The following is a 21107-nucleotide window of genomic DNA, read 5'->3' as shown; positions in this document are numbered from 1 at the left end:
ATCATTTGAGCTATTTTGAACTTAACTAGCACCATGGGTAAGAAACTATATTTTAGAATCTCACAATCACACTAGCAAAGAAAAAGATTACCAATATAACGATTAAAACCAGTAAATAGATAATCCGTTGTTTCCTCATTTGAAGTTCTTCTTTTTCTTCTGTCGTCATGGAAAAAACAGCCTTGTTTCGGTTTAATAAGTACAAAATCAAGCCTTCTCCCCGTTGACCGCCAGCTGCCAAAACTCCCCAGAACTTAGGATGCTTCATCCCACGCGAACTGCAGCGTCTAATTCAACTAGTTTAAACAATTGATACACAAACAGCCCATTTGTTACGACGAGTAAACCAATCAAGGTCAGCAGATAACTCTTAGAAATTGGAATGATAAAAATAAAGAAAAGAAACAAGAGACAAATATTACATATAAAGGCCAGCAAAATCTTTTTGTTGCTCTTTACAACGTTTGTCGAATCCTCTAAGTGCTGAATCATGCGCTCATATCCTTTCAGCAATTCATCCAAACTAACCTGATACAAATCACTTAACTGCAAAACATACAAAATATCCGGATAAAATTTTTCTGTTTCCCAATTTGAGATGGTTTGTCTAGATACATTTAATTTTTCTGCGACATTTTCTTGTGTCAAACCACTCATCTGACGTGCTTCTTTTAATTTTTTCCCAATTTCCATTATCCCTCTCCTATCTTTCTACCTTTATTTTACTATTTTCGTTTATAAAATCTAGCAAAATTTTTTATATTTAGAAAAAATCCTGCCAAATAAATTTGACAGAGGATGTAATGCTTAAAGCTTTAAACTAATTTTGATTGCTTTTTCCATCGCCTTTTAAAATATTCATCAAAAAGGAGCAAAGCGGTGGCCAGAACCAGTGAGACAAGTACGTAATTCACCCAGATCCGGTCTCCTTTTATAAGCGGAGGATGAGTCATCAATCCATAATTTCCACCAGTTACGGCATTGACACCAACTAAAAACAAATCCAAAGCAAATGTGTAGCCCACAATCTCATACTTCTTCAACAGCTGCTTGTCATAGTGGTTGATAAGATAAACCAGCGAATTAACCAAGAGACAGTAATGCCCCAGAAGAAAAGAAAAGCTGGTGATATGCGGAAAATCATAGGGGTCAAAAACTGGATAACCAATGGCAAAAATCGCCCCGCTGACACCTAAAAGTGCAAAATACTGCTTGCTTCGGCATTTATCTGGCAGCAGCAACATGGCAAACATAGCTAAGCGGCAATGATAAAAAGGCAGATTATTTACAAATGAAATATGGAAACCAAAATACCAAGAATAAAGTATAACTAATTGAAAAGCTTGTAAATATTTAAAAGTTTTCTGATACAGTGGGTTTTGCGCATAGCGAACTGAAATGTAAATGAGGAACAAGAGAATTCCTATCATCGTCACATAGCTCATAGCAGAAATGGGAGGTGGTGCTGTCTTTTGAGTTGTTAAAAAATCATTCAGATTCAGCACAGCTTAATTTTCCTGTCTTACTGTTTCTTCTTGTTCTTGTCTCATTTGTTTAAAAATCAAAGAAACCACGAAAATTGCTAAAATCAAGGTCAATGAAACAAAAATATAATTAGCAATCATTCCATGACTTCCAACTAAAGGTGGTACTTTCAAAAAACCATAATTTCCGCCACTCACCAGATTTACAAATATCAATAAAAGATTCATACTAAAGCTAATCTCTACAATTCGCCGTAAATTCAACTGCTCACTATCATAATGATTCAGCAAATATGTGAGAGAATTTCCCAAAAGAGCATAGTGACCAATCAAATAGGAGGCTAAAGTGATGTGAGGAAAAGCAAATGGGTCAAATAAAGGATAGACCAATGCACAAATAGGTCCAAACACTCCTAAAAGCGCAAAATACTGTTTATAGGTTGAAGAATCAGGCAGAAACAAAATAGCAAACATCGCCAATCTGCAATGATAAAAAGGAAGTGATTCAGAAATTGGTGACAAGGTCACAATATACCAGCCATAAAGCACTAAAATTTGTAAACCTTGTACAGCTTTCAAAAAGTTCTGATAGCGCCTGTTTTTATGATATTTTACAGCACTATACATGACATAAATGATTCCTAAAAACATCATTCCATACCAAAATGGAGTTAATTGAGGGGCCTCCGTTTTATGACTTGTAAAAAATTCTTGTAGATTCATCTCCTACTCATCCATCCTATTACTTAATTCTTTGATAACACTCAGCTTTCTTGTTGTAGCAACAATACCTAACTTTTTTTCAAGAAAATTATTATTTAACTTCTTTTTTCTGGTAGCTCTTGGTAAATACATATAAAGGCAAGCTTCTCCAACTGCAAATATTTCGTCTGTAAAGTTCATTGCTTGTAGTTCTGCCAATTGCTCCGTTGGAATGTGATTGTTTGTAAAAACGAGATGAATCCGTGACGAATCCAACTCCTCAGAAAAGGGATTTCCTAAAATAGCATTTTCTAAATCGGACTTTTCTTTTACGATAATGGATAAATTTGCACCAATGTTTTCCAATATCACCTGATGCATGTGTTGGGCTAATTCTTCAGCTGGTAGGCTTGTTTCGCAAATCACATTGCCTGATTGAATATAACTTGAAACATTATCTAAACCAGATTGTTCCAACATTTGAACCAAATCACTCATCTTAGGGATCCGATTTGGTCCTGTTGGCATCACGCCACGAAGGAGGGCAAGATACTGTACTTGACGGTTACTCTTCATTCTCCAATTTCTCCACTAGACTGGCTAAATTCATAGAGTTACTTCCTTTTATCAGCAATTGGTCCGTTGGTTTGAGTGCTTCTTTAACAGCCTTGACTAAGTCAGAAAATTGATCTTTTTCAGCATTTTTTACAAAATAATGGGCTTTTCCAGGCGGGAAAATTTCCTTAGCATAGGCAAATAGAGCAGCCATGTCCTCTCCATAAAGGAAAATTTCTGAGAGAATTTCTGGATTTAGGCTGGTTATCATGGCACCGTGCATTTGTTTAGAATCAGCTCCCAATTCTTTCATATCAGCTAAAACTGCCAGTTTCCGACCTTTTTCATTAAACGGAATCGTTGAAAATGTCTCCAAAATCAAGCGCATAGCGGTTGGATTGGCATTGTAAACATCTGAAAGGATATCTGCACCATTTTTAGCTTTCTTCCATTCGGTTCGATTTCGTGTTAATTCAAGCGTGGCAAATGCTTTTTGGATCTTATCTTGTGTTACCCCTTCTTTCAATGCCACATAAGCTGAAATCATGGCATTTGTTGCATTGTATTTCCCAGTTACTGGAAGGTCAATGGCGTTATCTAAGAAATTGGTTTCAAAAGTCAAACTATCTTTTCGTTCTTCTAATTTCGTTAGGAAAATATCTTCGTCTGGACCAAAACGGACTACATTTTGCTGGCTCGGTAGAAAATCATTGATAATCTTGTCCGCTGGAACGATTAAAAGCCCCCCTTCTTTCATGCCGTTGGCAATTTGCATTTTTCCTTTTGCAATTTCATGACGACTTTTAAAGAATTCTAAATGCGCTTCGCCAATCAGCGTCACAATACCTACTTTTGGCTGAGCAATTGTAGACAGAAGGTGAATATCCCCCATGTGATCTTGTCCCATTTCCAAAACCAATTTTTCGGTGTCATCTGGCATGTGTAAAACCGTATAAGGAAGACCAATTTCATTATTGTAGTTTCCTTGCGTTTTATAAGTCTTGTAAGTTGTTGACAAGAGGTGAGCCAGCATATCTTTGGTCGTCGTCTTACCGTTAGAACCTGTGACCGCAAAGACATCTACCTTCATTTTTTCCAGATAATACTGTGCCAAACGCTGCAACGCTGCCAATACATCATCAACTAAAATATAAGGATAGTCGTCCAATTCTTTTTCTGACAAGGTTGCCACAGCACCATTTTCAAATGCTGTCGCAATAAAGTCATGCCCGTCACGTGCTCCTTTAAGAGGCAAAAATAAATCCCCTTCTTCAATCAATCGGCTGTCAAATTCTACATTTCTAAATGTACAATTCGGAAATTGATGAACATCATTTTTGGCTTTCAATACAGAAGCTACTTCATAGAACGTTAATTGCATTTTTCTCACCTATATGTCTTAAATTTCTCTAACTCTCTCATTATACCACAGAATAACCTACTTTTACACATACTAGCTAAAGACATACTAAAACAATAGAAAAAAGAACCTTTCGGCTCTTTCAATCTTGTCTTACAACAAATGTTTTTCATGTTTTGTAAACGTTTCTTGGGCTAAAAGGACTAATTTCTCAATCAAATCCGTATAAGAAATGCCCATATTTTCCCAAAGCAGCGGATACATCGACCATTGAGTGAAACCTGGCATCGTATTTAGCTCATTAAGGAGAATCTCGCCCTTATCAGTATAAAAGAAATCGCAACGAGATAAACCAACACCGCCGATAGCATGAAATGCTTTTTCAGCATATTGACGCATAGTGGCAATGACATCTTCTGAGAGTTTTGCAGGAATATCCATGGTGATTTTGTTGTCAATGTACTTGGCTTCGTAGTCATAAAAAGCAACATCTTTCACTACCTCACCTGGCAAACTGCTTTTGACTCCTTTATTTCCAAGCAAACCGACTTCAATTTCACGCGCATTGACACCTTGCTCAATTAAGACACGGCTATCATATTTGAAAGCCAGCTCAAGAGCAGAGCGCAATTCATCTTGATTTTCAGACTTAGAAATGCCGACGCTAGAACCCATATTGGACGGTTTGGTAAAAACTGGGTAGGTCAGATTGGTCTCTACTTCTGCAATCTTTTCGTCTATGTTTTCCCCTTCAATCACTGCTACATAGGGAACTTGCGGAATGCCAGCAGAAGCTAATACACGTTTAGTCGTGATTTTATCCATAGCCACACTCGACGAAAGAATATTGCAGCCAACATAAGGCATTTTCAACACTTCAAGAAATCCTTGAATAGACCCATCTTCTCCCATTGGACCATGAAGAACTGGGAACACAACTGCCCCTTCTTCGTAAACGTCACTCGGCTTAATTTTTTGACTCTCAATGACGGTATCATTGGTCATCAATTTTTCATCAGCAGCCGGTTTCTTTGAAAATTCTTGTGTCTTGATGAAATCACCTGCTTGTGTGATGAAATAAGTCTTCACAAAGAATTTATCATAGTCAATCGCACGCATGACACTCTCAGCTGATAAGACAGAGACCTTTCTTTCCGCACTGCGACCACCGTAAAGGAGAATAATTTGTTGTTTTGCCATTTTTATACCTAACCTTCTTATCTTAAAAGAAATCTACAAATTTAATCGCTTTTTAGTATATCATATTTTAGATTGTTTTTGAATAGAAAAAGAGCTTCCATTTTCTTTTAAAGGAAAGCTCTATTTTCTTTTTTACAATTCTGTGCGATTCTCAATAGCCCGAAGCAGCGTCACTTCGTCTGCATATTCAATGTCAGAACCAACTGCTAATCCACGAGCCAGGCGCGTTACCTTGATACCAGCTGGTTTTAACACCCGCGAGATATACATGGAAGTCGCTTCACCATCTGCTGTCGCATTGGTTGCCACAATTACCTCTGTTACCTCACTATCCATCAACCGTGTAATGAGACTTTTCAGATTGATGTCATCAGGCCCAACACCATTCATAGGAGAAATCAATCCCTGCAAAACATGGTACAAGCCATGGTATTCTTGAATATTTTCCATAGCAGAAACATCTCGGCTATCTTCTACAACCAAAATAGTAGATTGATCACGTGTCTCATCGGTGCAGATAGCACAAGGATCATCATCTGTTAGATTACCACAAATAGAACAATAGGTCAGCTCACGTTTTGCTGCAAGCAAATTTTTAGCAAATTCATTGACATCATCATCACTCATACCAATCGTATAAAACGCCAAACGCGTTGCTGTTTTTATACCAATTCCTGGTAATTTAGAAAAGCTATCAATCAATTTTGCAATCGGTGTTGGATAAAGCATAGTATCCTTTCTAATTCATTGGATGTTGTTGTTGATACAAGTTAATAATATCACGAGTTATACTATGGCTAACGGTTGACGATAAGTTTGTATTATGCGGGAACACAACTGCCACTGCAATCTGCGGGTTGTTACTTGGCGCATAAGCCACTACATTCGTATTAATGGCTTCCTTTCCACCCGCAAAGGTTTCTGCTGTCCCTGTTTTGGCGCTAATCGGCACTGCTTCACCTTGTGACAAAGTACGCCCTGTAGTAAATCCGCTTGTACCATGAACTACTTGATAAAAACCTTGTCGAATCAAATCCATATTCTCTTTTGAAATATCAACTTTATTCAGCTCTTTGGTTGACTTGGATTCAATCAGCTTTCCAAGACCACCCGTCTCATTATTGTCATAAATTCCTTCTACTAAGTGTGGTGCAATACGAGTACCGCCATTAGCCACCGTTGCAGCATATTGCGCCAACTGCATTGGAGTATAGTTATCAAACTGCCCAAAAGCATTGGTTAAGTAGTTCGCAAACGTATATTTCTTAGGTGTGTAACCTTCTGATTCACTTGGTAAATCAATTCCTGTAGATGCTCCCAAACCATATTGAGCAAAAGCTTTACGCAATTTGTCCATAGAGGAATCCAAATTCGTCAAATCAATCGCCATATTGGGCGTATAAGGCGTTCCCATCATATTTAAAGCTAGTTGAACCATATAAGTATTGGATGAATATTCTAGTGCCTCTAAAGCCGTAATTTGACGAGCTCCATATTGTGTGAACCAAGAAGTGATGGCAGAGGAGCCTCCAAAAGAAATTGGTTGATCCGTCATGACTTGATTTCCTGTGATGGCTCCAGATTCCCAGCCAGCTGTTAAAGTAGCTCCTTTCACCACAGAACCCGGTACAAAGTTGTTCATAATCGTTCCAAGAGAGTCTGTTGTTAGTTCTCCTGTATTGGTATCGTGCTTCAGACCAGCCATGGCTAAAATAGCACCTGTTTTAGGATTCATCGCAACAGCATAGACCCCTTCAGAATATGTCGCATTTCCGCTCGCTAATTCCGCACTAAAATACTTTCTCAAAATGTCTTCTACACCGTTCTGAAAAGCTAAATCTGTTGTTAATTTTAAATTATTTCCCTTACTACCATTGGAAATATTTTTCACGCTTTCCATATTTCCATTTTTATCAAGATTGATTTCTTTGACTGCGCGTTTTCCTTGAAGTGTAGACTCATATTGTTTTTCCAAATAACTCGTCCCAACACGATCATTAAGGGAATATCCTTTTTTCAAATAAGTATCCACTTCTTCTGCGGGTAGCCCTGCCTTTTCACTTGAAACACTTCCGATGATAGAAGCCAAAGAAGTATCCAACACTTTCCTGTCCCAGCTGGTGGTAATACTGATACCAGACAGTTCTTTCGAGCTAGAGGCGATTGTCGCAATCTGATCAGCTGATAAATTATCCGTACGAATATTTCCCGTTTCAAAATTAGAAATAGCATTCATCTGACTGAACAAATAAATAGCTTTTTTATCTTCATCTGAGTAGTTTAACTTTGCTACATCAACATTCTTAACGGCATTATTATAAATCTGAGACTCTGCCAAACGATTTCCATCTGTACCATATTTTTTATTTTTAGGCAGCTGATTAACGACCTTCTTATAAACCTCGCTGTCTGCCAAATAATAATCTACTTGTTGACGCTCAGTAACATCTGCGTTGGAAATAGAAACCAATGGAAGCAATTTTTGAGCAATTTCTTTAATCTTTGCAGCCGTCATTTTGTTGCTACGTGTGAAAGAGACAACTTGCTTAGTTGTATTCTCAACCAACGGTTTCCCACTCGCATCATAAATCTGACCACGAACCGAACTGGTCGTCACTTTAGTCTTGCTAGCTGTCGCTAATTTTTTTGTATAAAAACTCCTATGGATAACCTGCATATAGCCCAAACGCACAATCAAACTCATAAACAGTAAAATCACAATTCCAAATAATAAATTCAAGCGTCGTGGGATTGAATGGCTATTAAATGTTCTTTTTTTCTTAGACATGGTATCTCTCATTCTAGTCAAAATGCTATCTTTTATTGTACCATAAATCCACCTAAATGAAGTCGTGGAAAATGGAAAACACTGAGAAAAAACACAAACTAGAAAGAAAAAACTCGCAACACTTTAAAAAGCCCTGCTTGCGCAGAGCTTACAATATTTTATTGGGCTTATTTCCCAAGATAGTATTCGTTGACAAGATTCAATTTTTCATCAAATTCAAATACAAGCGGTGGGAAATTAGGAATTTCCACATTCATGATTTCATCATCTGATAATTGTTTGATATGTTTTACAAGGGCACGGATAGAATTACCATGTGCACCTACGAATACATTTTTACCGTCTTTCAAAGCTGGAGCGATTTTATCTTCCCAGAATGGAAGAGCACGTTCCAAGGTTACTTTCAAGTTTTCTGCATCTGGAATAACAGAGTCATCAAGGTTTGCATAGCGACGGTCAGTATGTGCTGAATATTGATCATCTTTTGCCATAGCTGGTGGCAATACATCATAAGAACGACGCCAAATATGAACTTGTTCGTCACCCCATTTTTCAGCTGCTTCAGCTTTGTTTTGACCTGTCAAACCACCATAGTGACGTTCATTCAAGCGCCATGATTTTTCAACTGGTACCCAAAGTTGATCTGCTGCTTCAAGAGCAAGATTTGTTGTTTTAATAGCACGTGTCAAAACAGATGTGTATGCTTGGTCAAACTCAATACCAGCTTCTTTAATCAATTTACCAGCATCAATAGCTTGTTGCGTTCCCTTTTCAGACAAATCAACATCAGCCCAACCTGTAAAGAGGTTTGCTTTGTTCCATTCAGACTCACCGTGGCGAGCAAAAACTAATTTTACCATTAGAAATTCTCCTTTGATTTTTGAAAACTGTCTCACAGTCACTACTATATTTTACAAAATTTTTTCAAAAAAATCCAGTATCAGTGGGAGAATATTTGATTTTTGATAATTTACTTTATTCAAGCGTATACATCAATTCCTTAACTATTTTTCGAGCACTCATGACAAATTCCGTACATCAAGACTTGTGTCTTTGTAATTTTATAACCTGTTTGTTCTTCAGCTTCGCGCTTCAAATCAGGTATATCTACATCTTCAAAGTCTGCAATTCGACCACATTTTTCACAGACAACATTCAGATGTTCGTGCCCCATAAAATCAAAATAAGTCGTTTTATCATGGCTAATCTTAATTTCTTCTACAAAGCCCTCTTCCACCAAAACTTTGAGATTATTATAAACTGTTGCTAAACTCATATTAGGAAAGTCAGGAAGTAAATCATGATAAATTGCTTCCGCACTTGGGTGTTCATGCGTCCGAATCATATAGTCAATGACTGCCTTTCTAGTCTCTGTAATACGGACTCCCTTTGTTTTCAATCGTTGAATAACGTTTTCATAATCACCTTGAACCGTGAGTTCTAAATAAGGATGTGACTTCATTTCCTACCTGCTCATAATTTTTTCCTTTATTATATCACGAAAATAGGAAAATGCGTATTTAGAATGATTGCAAATAAATGCAAATGATAAAGTTAGTCTCCTTATCTGCCCTTTTACAAGAAAAAAACCTATTGTTCAACGCCGAAACGTTGAAACAATAGGTTTTTTTAAAAATTGCATTATTTAACAGCGTCTTTAAGAGCTTTACCTGCTTTAAATGCTGGTACTTTAGAAGCTGCAATTGTGATTTCTGCACCAGTTTGTGGGTTGCGACCTTTACGAGCTGCACGTTCACGAACTTCAAAGTTACCAAAACCAATCAATTGAACTTTTTCACCAGCTGCAAGGTATTCAGTTACTGCTGCAAATACAGCGTCAACTGCTGCTGCTGAATCTTTCTTAGTCAATTCTGTAGCTTCTGCTACTTTTGCAATCAAATCTTGTTTGTTAGCCATTTAACAAATCCTCCAAAAAATTTTATGAGTTAGCAGTTACTAACTCTAACAAGTATTATCATATCTAAAAATTACTATTAGGTCAAGCACAAAACGAACTTTTTTCTATCTTTCCGAAAATATCCAACTTATTCATAGCGAATAAGAACTGCCCAAGCATTTTCCCCAGTATGTGTTTGGATAATAGAACCCGTTTCTAAAACAGGAATCGGAGCTGTCACAAATTGTTGCAACACCTGTTTCATCTCATTTGCCAACTCAGCAGTCCCTGCATACGAGATTCCAATCTCAGCCACTTTTTTATCTTTTAAGCCTTCAGCTAAATCATTGACCCATTTTTTAAAGGTTTTTACACCACGCCCCTTAACAATCGGTTGTAATTCGTGGTTTTTCATTTGCATAACCACTCGAATATTAAGCAGCGAACTGAGAAGACCAGTCACACGACTAATACGACCGCCTTTTACAAGATTTTCAAGCGTTGAAACACCAATATACAATTCTGTTTTTTCGCGCACTTCTTCGATTTTTGCTAAAATAGCATCAAAGTCTGCACCTTCTTTTGCTAGTTTTGCAGCTTCAACCACTTGAAACTTCAATGCTTGATCCGTAAAGGAGCTATCAATCACTGTTACATCCACATTTGCCAAGGTTGCACCTTGACGTGCAGCTTCGACCGTTCCAGATAAAGCATGCGACATATGAATAGATATGATTTTATCGGCAGTTTCTCCGAGTGTTTCAAAGATTTCTGCAAAAACACCAACTGGTGGTTGACTGGTCTTCGGTAGATTTTTACTTGACTGCATCAGATGAAGAAATTCTCCTTCTTTTAAGTCAGCGTCTGAATAAACAACACCGTCTACCATTACAGACAAAGGGACGATTGTAATCTCTAAATCCTCTACAACTTGCGGTTCAATCGTAATAGATGAATCCGTTACAATTTTGATTTTTGTCATGGTTTTCCTACTTTTATAAATTTTATCTATTTAATTTATTATATCAAAAAAATAACTTTTTGTGGAATAATTTTTCTGGATAAAATATGTAAAAGATGTGTAAGAACCTCTTACTTTTCTAAATAGGCATAATTATTAAATTTTCAGAAAATAATTGACAGTCTTTTATTTTTTTGTTAGCCTAGTGATGTATCTTGCTGAAGCAATTGCTTTTAAGAAAGGGTTGATAAATGAAACAGACAAAATTTTTAGGAATTCTTTGTCTTGCTCTGGTTATGATTTCAATTACAGTTGGTTCTAGCCACTTTTCGTGGTGGCAACTGCTATATGGAGATAAGCAGACCGGGCTGCTATTTTGGGAGTCACGCTTGCCAAGGACAATTAGTATTCTCCTAGCAGGCTTTAGTATGAGCATTGCCGGGCTTCTTATGCAGACTGTTACACAAAATCATTTTGCTGCTCCTAGTACAGTTGGAACGGTCGAGGCTGCGAAATTTGGTATGTTGCTCAGTTTATTTTTCTTTCCGTCAGCCACATTAGCGCAAAAAATGCTATTTGCTTTTGTATCTGCTATTTTTTTTACAATTATTTTTATTAGATTTATCAGAAAATTCTCATTTAAAGAAAAATGGTTGTTACCGCTTGTCGGAATTATTTATAGTGGGGTGATTAGCGCAGCTGGAGAAATCATTGCTTATCGTTTTGATCTTGTCCAAAGCATGACTTCATGGACACAAGGCTCTTTTTCCATGATTCAGAAACATCAATATGAATGGTTGTTTTTAAGTTTAATCATCTTGATTGCGGTATGGAAACTATCAGCCACGTTTACCATTATGAATCTAGGGGAAAATGCCAGTCATAATCTAGGCATTTCCTTTTACCAAATGGAGGGAATGACGTTGTTTCTCATTGCATTGACAACAAGTGTGACGATGATTACAGTCGGCTCTCTTCCATTTATCGGAGTCATTGTTTCAAACATCATTCGGAAATTTTATGGTGACCATATCACGCGCATTAAGGGACTGACCGCATTAACTGGTGCCTGTCTCATCTTAGCCTGTGATATTGTAGCGCGTCTAGTCATTCGTCCCTACGAAGTCTCCGTCAGCTTGATTTTAGGAATTTTGGGTAGTTTGGCGTTCGTGTATCTTTTGTGGCGAGGTGCTGCTCATGAATAAAATGAAGAGTCAAACAAGAAATCTCTTACTTCTATTGCTTTTGTTAGCCAGCTTGAGTGGCTTGTTATATCTCATGCCGATGGACTATCCTTTACCAGGTTTTATTATGAAATTGCGCTTGCAAAAGTTACTAGCCTATCTCTTAGTCGCCATAGCTGGAAGTCTTGCTACAATCAGCTTTCAAGCAATCACAGAAAATCGTTTTTTAACACCAAGCATTCTTGGAATGGAATCTCTCTATGTCTTTATGCAGACGATTTATCTTTTCTTTGCTAGCAAATTCATCGGCAATACCAGTCACCCTTTGCTTGAGTTTATCTTAGTCTTACTCATACAGTGCGGCTTCTTTTTCTGCCTGCAACCTGCATTAAAAAAGCTACTCCAGCAAGGATTTCTATTTATTTTATTGATTTGTATGGCACTAGGGACGCTATTTAGAAGCGCTAGTACATTCTTGCAAGTGCTAATGGATCCTAACGAATATGATAAACTGCAGACAAAACTTTTTCCTTCCTTTCAACGAATGAATATGGATATTCTATCTGTCGCTACAATCATCATTGGACTAGCAGGTTTGTATTTGTTAAAGAAGAACGCTATTTTGGATGTTTTTCATTTGGATAAAAAGACAGCGACGATTTTAGGTGTAGAAGTTGAAAAAGAGCAAAAAAAGATACTATGGGCAATTGTTTTGCTGACTTCAACGACAACTGCTCTCGTTGGACCTATGATGTTCTTCGGCTTTATGATGTCCAATTTAGCCTATCTGTTAATCAAAGAATACCAACACAAATGGTTGTTCTCAGTAGCAATTTTACTCAGTTTTCTTTCTCTGACCACTGGGCAAATACTGGTAGAGCGCGTCTTTCAGCTCCAAATCAATGTCAGCATGGTCATTGAGCTTGTCGGAGGGCTATTCTTCTTTTATCTTTTAGCTAAGGAGGCAAAACGCTAGAATGCAATTAAAAAATGTTGGCAAATCATTTGGAAATCAAGCAATCTTAGAAGATATTCAACTGAATATTTCACCGAGCAAATTCACCGCCTTTATTGGACCAAATGGTGCTGGAAAATCAACGCTGCTTTCTATTATGAGCCGTTTGCTCAAGAAAGATCAGGGGTTTCTCAGTATCAAGGGAAAAGAAATTGAAGCGTGGAACTCAAAAGAGCTCGCCAAAGAATTAACCATTTTAAAACAAAAAATCAATTACCAATCTAAATTAACGGTTGAAGAATTGGTTTCTTTCGGTCGCTTTCCTTATAGTCAGGATCGTTTGACAAAAGAAGATTTCAAAAAAGTAGAGCAAGCACTTGAATATCTGGACATTCTTGATTTAAGAGACCGTTTTATTGATACACTATCCGGAGGTCAATTGCAGCGCGTTTTTATCGCTATGGTGCTCACTCAAGACACTGATTTTATCCTTTTGGACGAGCCACTAAACAATCTAGATATTAAGCAAAGTATTTCTATGATGAAAATCTTGCGTTCTCTCGTTGATGACTTAGGAAAAACGATTATCATTGTCATTCATGACATCAATATTGCCAGTCAATATGTTGATGAAATTGTCGCCTTTAAAGACGGAAAAGTCTTTTACCAAGGCACAACCAATCAGGTCATGAGAAAAGAAATTTTAGATCCATTGTATGAAATGGACATTACCCTTGGTGAAATCAATGGTAAAAAAGTTTGTATTTATCTATAATATTAATTTTGGAGGATTTCTAATGAAAAAGAATACAAAAACACTACTTCTATCTCTCTTCACAGCTATTGCAGTTGTGCTACTCGCTGCTTGCGGAGCCACTAAACAGACCAATTCAAAAACGACAAATTCTTCATCTGCTTCTAGTGAAGTCACTGTCAAAACAGCAAATGGAGATGTGAAAGTCCCTACCAACCCTAAAAAAATTGTAACACTAGATTTAGGTGCAGCTGATACCATTCGTGCTTTAGGTAAAGAAAGCAGCATTGTCGGTATGCCAAAGAAAACTCTTCCTGCTTACTTAAAAAATTTACCAAGTAGCATTAAAAATGTAGGTAACATGAAAGAACCAGATATGGAAGCTATCGCAGCTTTAAAACCAGACTTGATTATTGCTTCTGGTCGTACAGCTCAATATGTCAAGAAACTCAAGGAGATTGCCCCTACTGTATTATTCCAAACAGACAACAAAGACTACTGGGGTTCTACCAAGAAAAACATCCTTTCTTTAGCAAGTATCTTTGGGGAATACGGAACCAAAAAAGCTAAAAGTGAATTAGCTAAATTAGACAAAGAAATTCAAACTGTTGCTGCTGCCAATGAAAAATCAAATAAAAAGGCTCTGACGATGATGTTAAATGAAGGTGCAATGTCTGCTTTCGGAGCTAAATCACGTTTTTCTTTTCTTTACAGCACTTTGAAGTTCAAACCAACAGATGCTAAAATTAAGGAATCAAGACATGGACAAGAAGTCAGCTTTGAAAGTATCAAACAAATCAATCCAGACATTATCTTTGTTCTGAACCGCACTCTTGCTATCGGTGGGGACAATTCGGCCAATAAAGACTTACTGAATAACTCACTGATCCAAGAAACAAATGCAGCTAAAAATAAAACTATTGTAAACTTGACATCTGACCTTTGGTACCTCAGCGGAGGCGGACTCGAATCAACAAAATTGATGATTGAAGATGTAAAAAATGTAGCTGGGAAATAATATAAAAGAGCTGAAGAAAACCTTAAATGGATTTCCTTCAGCTCTTTTATCGTCCCCAACTTCTAATCATCTTCTACCGCGAAACCATCATTTGTGATGAAATGATGTTCTAAAATTCCCTCATTTCCAAATAAAACTCCGTGGAGAACACCGCCATAGACAGCTCCGCCATCCATACCAATTTTTTGATCCTGCGTTTGCCAAAGGCGACTTGTCCCAGGCATCTCAGAAAAAAGATAAAAAGTCGGAGTATGCCCAAATACAATTATTTTCCCTGTTTGATTGAGACCTTGATGAAAGGGCTCACGTATCCAAACTTTTTGATAATCGCTTGTTTCATGCCAATCTTTTAAAGTTAAGTCAACTCCAGCGTGTACAAAAATATAGTTATCTGTTTCAACAAAGAAAGGCATCTGACGAATAAAAGACACGAGGTCTGGCGCCTCTTCCGACACGCGCTTTGCGTCTTCAACTCCATCAACAGGAGTATCTAAAGGTCGCCCCAAAATGGAATTGATTGTTGTATCTCCACCATTGCGACGATAATGAGCATAGCCACTCTCAGGATTGTCCAACCAAGTTAAAAACATGTATTCGTGATTTCCAGAAATACAAATCGCTCCTTGCTTTTCAACAAGTTCTTTCACACACTCCAAAACAGCGCGGCTATCTTCCCCACGGTCAATCAAATCCCCTAAAAAGATGAGTTGGCTTTTTCCATCCCATTTTTTGAGTAATTCTTTTAGCATTTTTGCTTTTCCATGTACGTCACCAATTACAAAATAATTTGTCATGATTACCTCCTGATAACAACTCATTTAGCACAAGCCAAAAGGTGTTTCATTTTTTCAAGAGCTCTCTAGCCTGCGTGAGGGCTGCTTGGGTCACATTTTCACCCGCCAACATTTTGGCAATTTCTTCGACACGCTCCTCATCTGATAACAAACGAACAGTTGAAACAGTCGAATGTTCATCAGATAATTTCTCAATGAAAAATTGATAATCCGCAATGGCAATCACTTGTGGCAAGTGCGAAATTGCGAGGACTTGTCCGTTTGAGCCAATTTTATGAATCTTTTGAGCAATAGCTTGTGCAACACGTCCCGATACGCCTGTGTCCACTTCATCAAAGACAATGCTAGTCTTGCCTTCCTTACGAGAAAAAGCAGATTTGATTGCCAACATCAAACGAGACAATTCACCTCCTGAAGCAACCTTAACGAGTGGTTTGTAATCTTCACCGGGATTAGTCGAAATATAAAATTCAACGTGTTCATTTCCTTCACGACTAAATTTCCCTTTGGTAAATTGAACTCGAAAATTCGCCTTTTCCATATAGAGGTCTTGCAGTTCTTGCTGAATCTCTGCTTCTAACTGCTGGGATAATTCGTGCCGAGCCTGACTAAGACTGCTTGCTAGAGAAACCAAGTCTTTTTCCAGCTTTTTCAGCTCTTTGTCCAAATCATCTGATGAAAGATTTTTCCCAGTAAGTAGAGCATATTCTTTAGAAATCTGCTCAAAGTAAGCTAGGACATCATCTACTTGACCACCGTATTTGCGAGTAATACTATAGATTAAATCTAGGCGATTTTCTACTTCTAAGAGACGGCCACCATCAAAATCCAAGTCTTCTAGAATATCCTCCAAACGCTTTGTCACCTCTTCCAACACATAGTAAGATTCAGAAAGGTTGGTCGCAATTTCTTTGTAAGTGGCGTCGTAGTCTTCAATAGCTTCCATGTCATTCATGGCAGATCGAACATTTGCTAAACTAGAAAATTCTTCATCATCCAGCATGGCATAAGCATTGGTCAAAGTGTCTGCAATCTGCTTATGATTGAGCAACTTATCACGTTCTTGATTTAAAGCTAAATCTTCACCTGCTTTTAAATTAGCTGCTTCAATCTCTGCAATTTGATATTCCAGCATGTCAATCCGCGCTTTATTTTCTTCTTGATTCTTTTGAATCGTCAAGACCTGCTTGCGCAACTGACGATACTGATCAAAAATCTGTTGATAATCAGTTTTGAGCTTGAAAAATGCGTCATCTCCAAACTCGTCCAACATGGCAATATGCAGCTGCGGTCGCATGAGTTCTTCTTGGTCGTGCTGACCGTGAATATCCACCAAATGCTGTCCAACGGCTCGTAAGACAGACAAATTAACCATTTGACCATTAATACGACTGACACTACGTCCATTTTGAAAAATTTCCCGCCGAATAATCAGCTCCTCTGTCATATCAAGTCCTTGCTGCTCAAAAATTTCAACCAAAGCCTTACTTTGTTCAATCGCAAACAGCCCTTCAATCTCTGCTTTTGATGCACCGTGACGAATCACATCTGTTGTCGCGCGGCTTCCTAGCATCATGTTCATAGCATCAATGATAATAGACTTTCCGGCCCCTGTTTCACCTGTCAAAACAGTCATGCCTTGCTCAAAATTGAGGGAAATCTCTTCAATAATTGCAAAATTTTTAATGGAAATTTCAAGTAACATAGGCTATCTACCAATTCCTGATTTGTTCCAATACCTGATGAGCCATTTCTTCACTACGGAAAATAAGGAGAATCGTGTCATCATCGGCTAAAATACTAAAAATGTCATTAGAGAAATCTTCTACAATTTGTCGCTTCACAAAAGCTGTGCTTCCAGGGACAAGATTGAGATTGATCATATTTCCCAATAGATCAAACTTTAAGATATTATTGTCTGCTAACTTCAAACTCGTACTAGCTGATTTCGGTAGTTCATAAATATAAGTGTTATTTTTCAGCGGAATTTTGACAATGCCCAATTCTTTAATATCACGCGAAACAGTTGCCTGTGTTGCTGTAATTCCTGATTTCTTCAAATATTCTACAATTGCTTCTTGTGTTCCAACTTCATAGTCCGACACAAAATGTCTAATTTTTTCTAATCTTTCCTTTTTATTCATCTTTAAATTCCTTATGTGCTGTCTCTACGACCGTTGTAATCATTGTTTTTACTAGATTTTCTGGGTGAGAACTTTTTTCTAAATAGGCTAAAAATTCCACATTCCCATGCCCACCTTGAATAGGGGAGAAATCCAGACCTTGGACAGAAAATCCGGCTTCAACCATAAAGTCCGTTACTTTTTCTAAAACTGCTTGATGCACTTTTTTATCTTTCACAATCCCATTTTTGCCAATTTGCTCTCTTCCTGCTTCAAACTGAGGTTTGATGAGAGCCACAACTTTTCCATTTTCAGCCAAAATCTTATACAGAGCTGGCAAAATGAGACCAAGCGAGATAAAACTAACATCAATGGAAGCAAAGCTAGGTGTCTCCTCAAAATCAGCTACTTTGGCATAACGAAAATTAAACTGCTCCATGCTGATGACGCGTTCATCTTGGCGCAATTTCCAAGCCAATTGATTGGTGCCGACATCTACCGCATAGACCTGTCGTGCCCCGTTTTGTAGCATGACGTCCGTAAAACCGCCCGTTGATGCCCCAATGTCCAACGTGACCTGATTTTCAACTGAAATTTCAAAAATCTGCAAAGCCTTTTCTAATTTTAAACCACCACGGCTAACATATTTGAGCTTTTCACCTTTGAGTTTTAACTCAATGCCTTCATCAATTTTTTCGCCAGGTTTATCAAAACGCTCACCATTCGCAACAGCAACGACTAAGCCCGCCATCACACCGCGCTTGGCCTGTTCTCTTGTTTCAAAAAGCCCTTGCTTATAAGCTAGAACATCTACTCTTTCTTTCGTCATTGAGTTTTAAACTTTCTATTATCTTTCTGATAGCCGCGCCTGAAAAAGCAATCTCTGCTTCTACTTCTGCCAATAAATATTCTGTTTCCTCTAGCTGTTCTTCAAAGAATCGCTTTGCTCCATTCAAGCCCAAAATAGCTGGATAGGTGGCTTTTTCTGCTGCCACATCTTTCTGCGGTGTCTTGCCCAAGTCTTCAAAGTTTGCTGTGATATCTAAAATATCATCTCGCACCTGAAAGGCTAGTCCCAGCAGCTGACCTATTACTTTCAATTTTTCCTGCTGTGATTCTCCTACTTCAGCAATCAAACCCGCAGCAACAAACGGATAGGTCAGGAGTTTGCCAGTCTTATTGGCATGAATATTCTGTAGCTCTACTAAACTGATGTCCTTTCCTTCACCCTGCATATCAAGGACTTGACCTCCGACCATACCAAAAGTTCCAGCCGCTAATGACAATTCTGCAATCAAATTTACCTTGATTTGACTAGGTAGTGCCGCTTCTGCTATCAAGGCATAAGAATCCAAAAAGAGAGAATCTCCCGCTAAAATAGCCATTGCTTCGCCAAATTTCTTGTGGCTGGTCAAGCGACCACGACGATAATCATCATCGTCCATAGCCGGCAAATCATCATGAATCAAGCTACCTGTATGAATCATTTCAAGTGCTGCTGCCACTTGGAAATGTGCTTCTGTCAGTTCAAGTCCTAGACCTTCTAACAATTCTAAAAGTAAAAGAGGACGAATTCGCTTACCGCCTGCATTAACTGAGTAAAGAATCGCTTCTATCAAATCAGCAGATACTGCTTTTTTAGCATAAAAAGTCTCAATAGCTTGCCCAATTCTAGCTAATTTTTCGTCTTGTTTCATTCCATTTCCGTTTCTGTGCCATCAGCCTGCATAACTTTTACCAGCGTTTTTTCTGCCTGATCTAGTGTTTTTTGCAATTCTTTTGAAAGCTGCATCCCCTTTTGAAACTCAGAAATCGCTTCTTCCAAAGGAACATCTCCGTTTTCTAACTTTTGTACAATGACTTCTAAGTCTGCTAAATTTTCTTCAAATTTCTTTTCTTTCGACATTTTTTACCTCAACTTCTATCTGACCATCTCGCATCAAAATGGTTAATTGATCTTTTTTATTGACTTTCTCAATAGATTCTAACACCTGTTTATCTTTTTTGACAATAGCATAACCCCGAGCCACAATTCGGCTAGTATCCAGCATGAGCAAAGCGTCAGACAGACGCTTGACTTCAGCCACTTTATGGTCATAAACAACTGCCATATTGCTGCGCAGAAGCCGTTCCAACTGAGCTACACGCTCTTGATAAATCTGAACCTGACTTAAAAGAGCTAGAGCCTCCAAACGATGTTGTAAAAGCCTTGCTCGCTGCACTTCCTCGTTATAATATTCGCGAATTTTTTGCTTGAGCCGTAAATTTAGTTGATCTAATTTTTGCAGGTAGCTATCATATAGTCGTTCTGGTTGTCGAAAAATGACAGACTGACTCAGCTTAGCTAGTCGCTCACGATTGTAAGTAAGACGATTAGACATGGCGGCTGCTAACCGATTTTGTTGCTGCTGCAAGTGTGCTAGGAGATCCAACTTTGTTACAGGTGTTGCTAATTCAGCAGCCGCTGTCGGCGTTGCAGCCCGTCTATCTGCAACAAAATCTGCCAAGGTCGTATCCGTTTCATGCCCTACACTCGAAATAATCGGAATGTGAGATTCAAAAATTGCACGGACAACCACTTCCTCATTAAACGCCCAGAGATCTTCAATTGAGCCACCACCTCGACCGATAATAAGGACATCTAAATCATTTCGCTCATTAGCACGACGAATATTTTCAGCTACTTCAGCAGACGCTCCTTCGCCTTGCACCTTCGTCGGATAAAGAATTATCTCAACTCCCGAAAAACGACGGCTGACAGTCGTTATAATATCGCGAATCACTGCACCACTAGGACTGGTCACTACTCCAATTTTCTTTGGAAATTGCGGTAAAGCTTGCTTAAAGCGCTCCTCAAAAAGCCCTTCCTCGCCTAGCTTTTTCTTGAGCTGCTCAAACTGAATTGCCAAAGCTCCGATACCGTCTGGCTCCGCTTTTTCAATGATAATAGAATAAGATCCACTTGGTTCATAGAGTTGAACACGACCGATGACATTAATCTTCATACCCTCTTCCAAGTCAAAACCTAACTTCTTATAAACACCACCCCAAATTGTTGCCTGAATGACTGCTTTTTCATCTTTGAGAGAGAAATATTGGTGATTAGGTCGCCTACGAAAATTAGAAACTTGCCCCGTCAGATAAACTCGTTCTAAATAAGGATCTTTATCAAACTTTAATTTTAAGTATTTGGTCAAGGTTGACACGGATAAATACTCAGACATTCCTCTCCTTTCATTTCCTGTAATGCTTCTTTATTCATAATTTTTATTATACCAAACAATCTATAAAAAATCATTTCCAGCCCTCAACGAAAAAGGAAAGACTAGTTT

Annotated in this window: 24 protein-coding genes; 4 read left to right on the top strand and 20 right to left on the bottom strand. The window is 38.1% G+C overall.

Annotation, left to right across the window (positions count from 1 at the left end):
- Positions 1–52 precede the first annotated feature (52 nt).
- From HMPREF3249_RS00605 to HMPREF3249_RS00545, 13 genes are all read right to left on the bottom strand, one after another.
- Positions 53–268: a hypothetical protein gene (locus tag HMPREF3249_RS00605; protein WP_049534539.1), complete on the bottom strand. Its 216-nt coding sequence runs from the start codon at positions 266–268 to the stop codon at positions 53–55.
- Positions 265–693 (bottom strand): helix-turn-helix transcriptional regulator, encoded by a 429-nt coding sequence (locus HMPREF3249_RS00600; RefSeq protein WP_003041390.1) that lies wholly within the window; start codon positions 691–693, stop codon positions 265–267. The genes HMPREF3249_RS00605 and HMPREF3249_RS00600 overlap by 4 nt, the downstream gene beginning before the upstream one ends.
- 122 nt (positions 694–815) lie before the next feature.
- The gene (locus tag HMPREF3249_RS00595; protein WP_059221336.1) at positions 816–1496 is read right to left on the bottom strand and encodes a YwaF family protein; all 681 of its coding nucleotides are present in this window, start codon (positions 1494–1496) and stop codon (positions 816–818) included.
- Positions 1497–1508: 12 nt separating this feature from the next.
- A complete protein-coding gene (locus tag HMPREF3249_RS00590) occupies positions 1509–2207 on the bottom strand; it encodes a YwaF family protein (protein ID WP_049534543.1) in 699 nt (232 codons plus the stop codon).
- A gap of 3 nt (positions 2208–2210) precedes the next feature.
- A complete protein-coding gene (locus HMPREF3249_RS00585) occupies positions 2211–2762 on the bottom strand; it encodes a DUF1697 domain-containing protein (protein WP_049534545.1) in 552 nt (183 codons plus the stop codon).
- Entirely contained in the window at positions 2752–4122 is a 1371-nt protein-coding gene (murF, locus tag HMPREF3249_RS00580; protein WP_049534547.1) for a UDP-N-acetylmuramoyl-tripeptide--D-alanyl-D-alanine ligase, read from the bottom strand. Before murF ends, HMPREF3249_RS00585 begins: the two co-directional genes overlap by 11 nt.
- A gap of 132 nt (positions 4123–4254) precedes the next feature.
- Complete coding sequence (locus HMPREF3249_RS00575; protein ID WP_049534549.1) at positions 4255–5301, bottom strand: D-alanine--D-alanine ligase; 1047 nt, start codon at positions 5299–5301, stop codon at positions 4255–4257.
- A gap of 132 nt (positions 5302–5433) precedes the next feature.
- Entirely contained in the window at positions 5434–6030 is a 597-nt protein-coding gene (gene recR / locus HMPREF3249_RS00570; RefSeq protein WP_003030149.1) for a recombination mediator RecR, read from the bottom strand.
- Between the two features lie 10 nt (positions 6031–6040).
- Positions 6041–8101 carry a penicillin-binding protein PBP2B gene (gene pbp2b / locus HMPREF3249_RS00565; RefSeq protein ID WP_180363189.1) on the bottom strand — a complete coding sequence of 687 codons (2061 nt, stop codon included), beginning with the start codon at positions 8099–8101 and terminating at the stop codon, positions 6041–6043.
- 155 nt (positions 8102–8256) lie between these two features.
- Positions 8257–8949: a phosphoglycerate mutase gene (locus HMPREF3249_RS00560; protein WP_022525049.1), complete on the bottom strand. Its 693-nt coding sequence runs from the start codon at positions 8947–8949 to the stop codon at positions 8257–8259.
- 140 nt (positions 8950–9089) lie between these two features.
- A complete protein-coding gene (locus HMPREF3249_RS00555) occupies positions 9090–9551 on the bottom strand; it encodes a Fur family transcriptional regulator (RefSeq protein WP_049534552.1) in 462 nt (153 codons plus the stop codon).
- Between the two features lie 179 nt (positions 9552–9730).
- Positions 9731–10006 carry an HU family DNA-binding protein gene (locus tag HMPREF3249_RS00550; RefSeq protein ID WP_003023726.1) on the bottom strand — a complete coding sequence of 92 codons (276 nt, stop codon included), beginning with the start codon at positions 10004–10006 and terminating at the stop codon, positions 9731–9733.
- 128 nt (positions 10007–10134) lie between these two features.
- Positions 10135–10968, bottom strand: a complete 834-nt coding sequence (locus HMPREF3249_RS00545) for a DegV family protein (RefSeq protein WP_049534555.1) — start codon at positions 10966–10968, stop codon at positions 10135–10137.
- A 230-nt stretch (positions 10969–11198) separates the two neighbouring features.
- Between HMPREF3249_RS00545 and HMPREF3249_RS00540 the strand changes: the two genes are divergently transcribed.
- The 4 genes from HMPREF3249_RS00540 to HMPREF3249_RS00525 are packed head-to-tail and all read left to right on the top strand — an operon-like array spanning position 11199 to position 14858.
- A complete protein-coding gene (locus tag HMPREF3249_RS00540) occupies positions 11199–12152 on the top strand; it encodes an ABC transporter permease (protein ID WP_059220973.1) in 954 nt (317 codons plus the stop codon).
- Complete coding sequence (locus tag HMPREF3249_RS00535; RefSeq protein WP_059220975.1) at positions 12145–13107, top strand: iron chelate uptake ABC transporter family permease subunit; 963 nt, start codon at positions 12145–12147, stop codon at positions 13105–13107. Before HMPREF3249_RS00540 ends, HMPREF3249_RS00535 begins: the two co-directional genes overlap by 8 nt.
- Position 13108: 1 nt before the next feature.
- Positions 13109–13861 (top strand): iron ABC transporter ATP-binding protein, encoded by a 753-nt coding sequence (locus HMPREF3249_RS00530; protein ID WP_049534559.1) that lies wholly within the window; start codon positions 13109–13111, stop codon positions 13859–13861.
- A 22-nt stretch (positions 13862–13883) separates the two neighbouring features.
- Positions 13884–14858 (top strand): siderophore ABC transporter substrate-binding protein, encoded by a 975-nt coding sequence (locus HMPREF3249_RS00525; protein WP_059221337.1) that lies wholly within the window; start codon positions 13884–13886, stop codon positions 14856–14858.
- Positions 14859–14920: 62 nt separating this feature from the next.
- On the opposite strand, the gene HMPREF3249_RS00520 is transcribed toward HMPREF3249_RS00525, so the two are convergent.
- The 7 genes from HMPREF3249_RS00520 to xseA are packed head-to-tail and all read right to left on the bottom strand — an operon-like array spanning position 14921 to position 20999.
- Entirely contained in the window at positions 14921–15652 is a 732-nt protein-coding gene (locus tag HMPREF3249_RS00520) for a metallophosphoesterase (protein ID WP_003041302.1), read from the bottom strand.
- Between the two features lie 46 nt (positions 15653–15698).
- Entirely contained in the window at positions 15699–17357 is a 1659-nt protein-coding gene (recN, locus tag HMPREF3249_RS00515; protein ID WP_049534561.1) for a DNA repair protein RecN, read from the bottom strand.
- A gap of 7 nt (positions 17358–17364) precedes the next feature.
- Positions 17365–17796 (bottom strand): arginine repressor, encoded by a 432-nt coding sequence (locus tag HMPREF3249_RS00510; protein WP_059220977.1) that lies wholly within the window; start codon positions 17794–17796, stop codon positions 17365–17367.
- Positions 17789–18604 carry a TlyA family RNA methyltransferase gene (locus tag HMPREF3249_RS00505; RefSeq protein ID WP_049534564.1) on the bottom strand — a complete coding sequence of 272 codons (816 nt, stop codon included), beginning with the start codon at positions 18602–18604 and terminating at the stop codon, positions 17789–17791. Before HMPREF3249_RS00505 ends, HMPREF3249_RS00510 begins: the two co-directional genes overlap by 8 nt.
- Entirely contained in the window at positions 18570–19472 is a 903-nt protein-coding gene (locus HMPREF3249_RS00500; RefSeq protein WP_003041356.1) for a polyprenyl synthetase family protein, read from the bottom strand. Before HMPREF3249_RS00500 ends, HMPREF3249_RS00505 begins: the two co-directional genes overlap by 35 nt.
- Positions 19469–19681 (bottom strand): exodeoxyribonuclease VII small subunit, encoded by a 213-nt coding sequence (locus HMPREF3249_RS00495; RefSeq protein ID WP_003041167.1) that lies wholly within the window; start codon positions 19679–19681, stop codon positions 19469–19471. The genes HMPREF3249_RS00500 and HMPREF3249_RS00495 overlap by 4 nt, the downstream gene beginning before the upstream one ends.
- Complete coding sequence (gene xseA / locus HMPREF3249_RS00490; RefSeq protein ID WP_003041334.1) at positions 19659–20999, bottom strand: exodeoxyribonuclease VII large subunit; 1341 nt, start codon at positions 20997–20999, stop codon at positions 19659–19661. Before xseA ends, HMPREF3249_RS00495 begins: the two co-directional genes overlap by 23 nt.
- Positions 21000–21107 lie beyond the last annotated feature (108 nt).

Source organism: Streptococcus sp. HMSC36C04, from assembly GCF_001839535.1.
Classification (GTDB): Bacteria; Bacillota; Bacilli; order Lactobacillales; family Streptococcaceae; genus Streptococcus; species Streptococcus hominis.
Note: the sequence above shows the minus strand (reverse complement) of the source record. Positions and strands in the feature narration are given on the sequence as shown.

Bases quoted from the DNA above. Each gene is read 5' to 3' on its own strand.
- murF (WP_049534547.1), bottom strand. From the start codon at position 4,122: ATGCAATTAACGTTCTATGAAGTAGCTTCTGTATTGAAAGCCAAAAAT.
- HMPREF3249_RS00555 (WP_049534552.1), bottom strand. From the start codon at position 9,551: ATGAAGTCACATCCTTATTTAGAACTCACGGTTCAAGGTGATTATGAA.
- HMPREF3249_RS00495 (WP_003041167.1), bottom strand. From the start codon at position 19,681: ATGTCGAAAGAAAAGAAATTTGAAGAAAATTTAGCAGACTTAGAAGTC.
- recR (WP_003030149.1), bottom strand. From the start codon at position 6,030: ATGCTTTATCCAACACCGATTGCAAAATTGATTGATAGCTTTTCTAAA.
- HMPREF3249_RS00510 (WP_059220977.1), bottom strand. From the start codon at position 17,796: ATGAATAAAAAGGAAAGATTAGAAAAAATTAGACATTTTGTGTCGGAC.
- HMPREF3249_RS00530 (WP_049534559.1), top strand. From the start codon at position 13,109: ATGCAATTAAAAAATGTTGGCAAATCATTTGGAAATCAAGCAATCTTA.
- HMPREF3249_RS00575 (WP_049534549.1), bottom strand. From the start codon at position 5,301: ATGGCAAAACAACAAATTATTCTCCTTTACGGTGGTCGCAGTGCGGAA.
- xseA (WP_003041334.1), bottom strand. From the start codon at position 20,999: ATGTCTGAGTATTTATCCGTGTCAACCTTGACCAAATACTTAAAATTA.
- HMPREF3249_RS00545 (WP_049534555.1), bottom strand. From the start codon at position 10,968: ATGACAAAAATCAAAATTGTAACGGATTCATCTATTACGATTGAACCG.
- HMPREF3249_RS00550 (WP_003023726.1), bottom strand. From the start codon at position 10,006: ATGGCTAACAAACAAGATTTGATTGCAAAAGTAGCAGAAGCTACAGAA.
- HMPREF3249_RS00505 (WP_049534564.1), bottom strand. From the start codon at position 18,604: ATGACGAAAGAAAGAGTAGATGTTCTAGCTTATAAGCAAGGGCTTTTT.
- HMPREF3249_RS00560 (WP_022525049.1), bottom strand. From the start codon at position 8,949: ATGGTAAAATTAGTTTTTGCTCGCCACGGTGAGTCTGAATGGAACAAA.
- recN (WP_049534561.1), bottom strand. From the start codon at position 17,357: ATGTTACTTGAAATTTCCATTAAAAATTTTGCAATTATTGAAGAGATT.
- HMPREF3249_RS00540 (WP_059220973.1), top strand. From the start codon at position 11,199: ATGAAACAGACAAAATTTTTAGGAATTCTTTGTCTTGCTCTGGTTATG.
- HMPREF3249_RS00525 (WP_059221337.1), top strand. From the start codon at position 13,884: ATGAAAAAGAATACAAAAACACTACTTCTATCTCTCTTCACAGCTATT.
- pbp2b (WP_180363189.1), bottom strand. From the start codon at position 8,101: ATGAGAGATACCATGTCTAAGAAAAAAAGAACATTTAATAGCCATTCA.
- HMPREF3249_RS00585 (WP_049534545.1), bottom strand. From the start codon at position 2,762: ATGAAGAGTAACCGTCAAGTACAGTATCTTGCCCTCCTTCGTGGCGTG.
- HMPREF3249_RS00590 (WP_049534543.1), bottom strand. From the start codon at position 2,207: ATGAATCTACAAGAATTTTTTACAAGTCATAAAACGGAGGCCCCTCAA.
- HMPREF3249_RS00535 (WP_059220975.1), top strand. From the start codon at position 12,145: ATGAATAAAATGAAGAGTCAAACAAGAAATCTCTTACTTCTATTGCTT.
- HMPREF3249_RS00500 (WP_003041356.1), bottom strand. From the start codon at position 19,472: ATGAAACAAGACGAAAAATTAGCTAGAATTGGGCAAGCTATTGAGACT.
- HMPREF3249_RS00520 (WP_003041302.1), bottom strand. From the start codon at position 15,652: ATGACAAATTATTTTGTAATTGGTGACGTACATGGAAAAGCAAAAATG.
- HMPREF3249_RS00605 (WP_049534539.1), bottom strand. From the start codon at position 268: ATGAAGCATCCTAAGTTCTGGGGAGTTTTGGCAGCTGGCGGTCAACGG.
- HMPREF3249_RS00600 (WP_003041390.1), bottom strand. From the start codon at position 693: ATGGAAATTGGGAAAAAATTAAAAGAAGCACGTCAGATGAGTGGTTTG.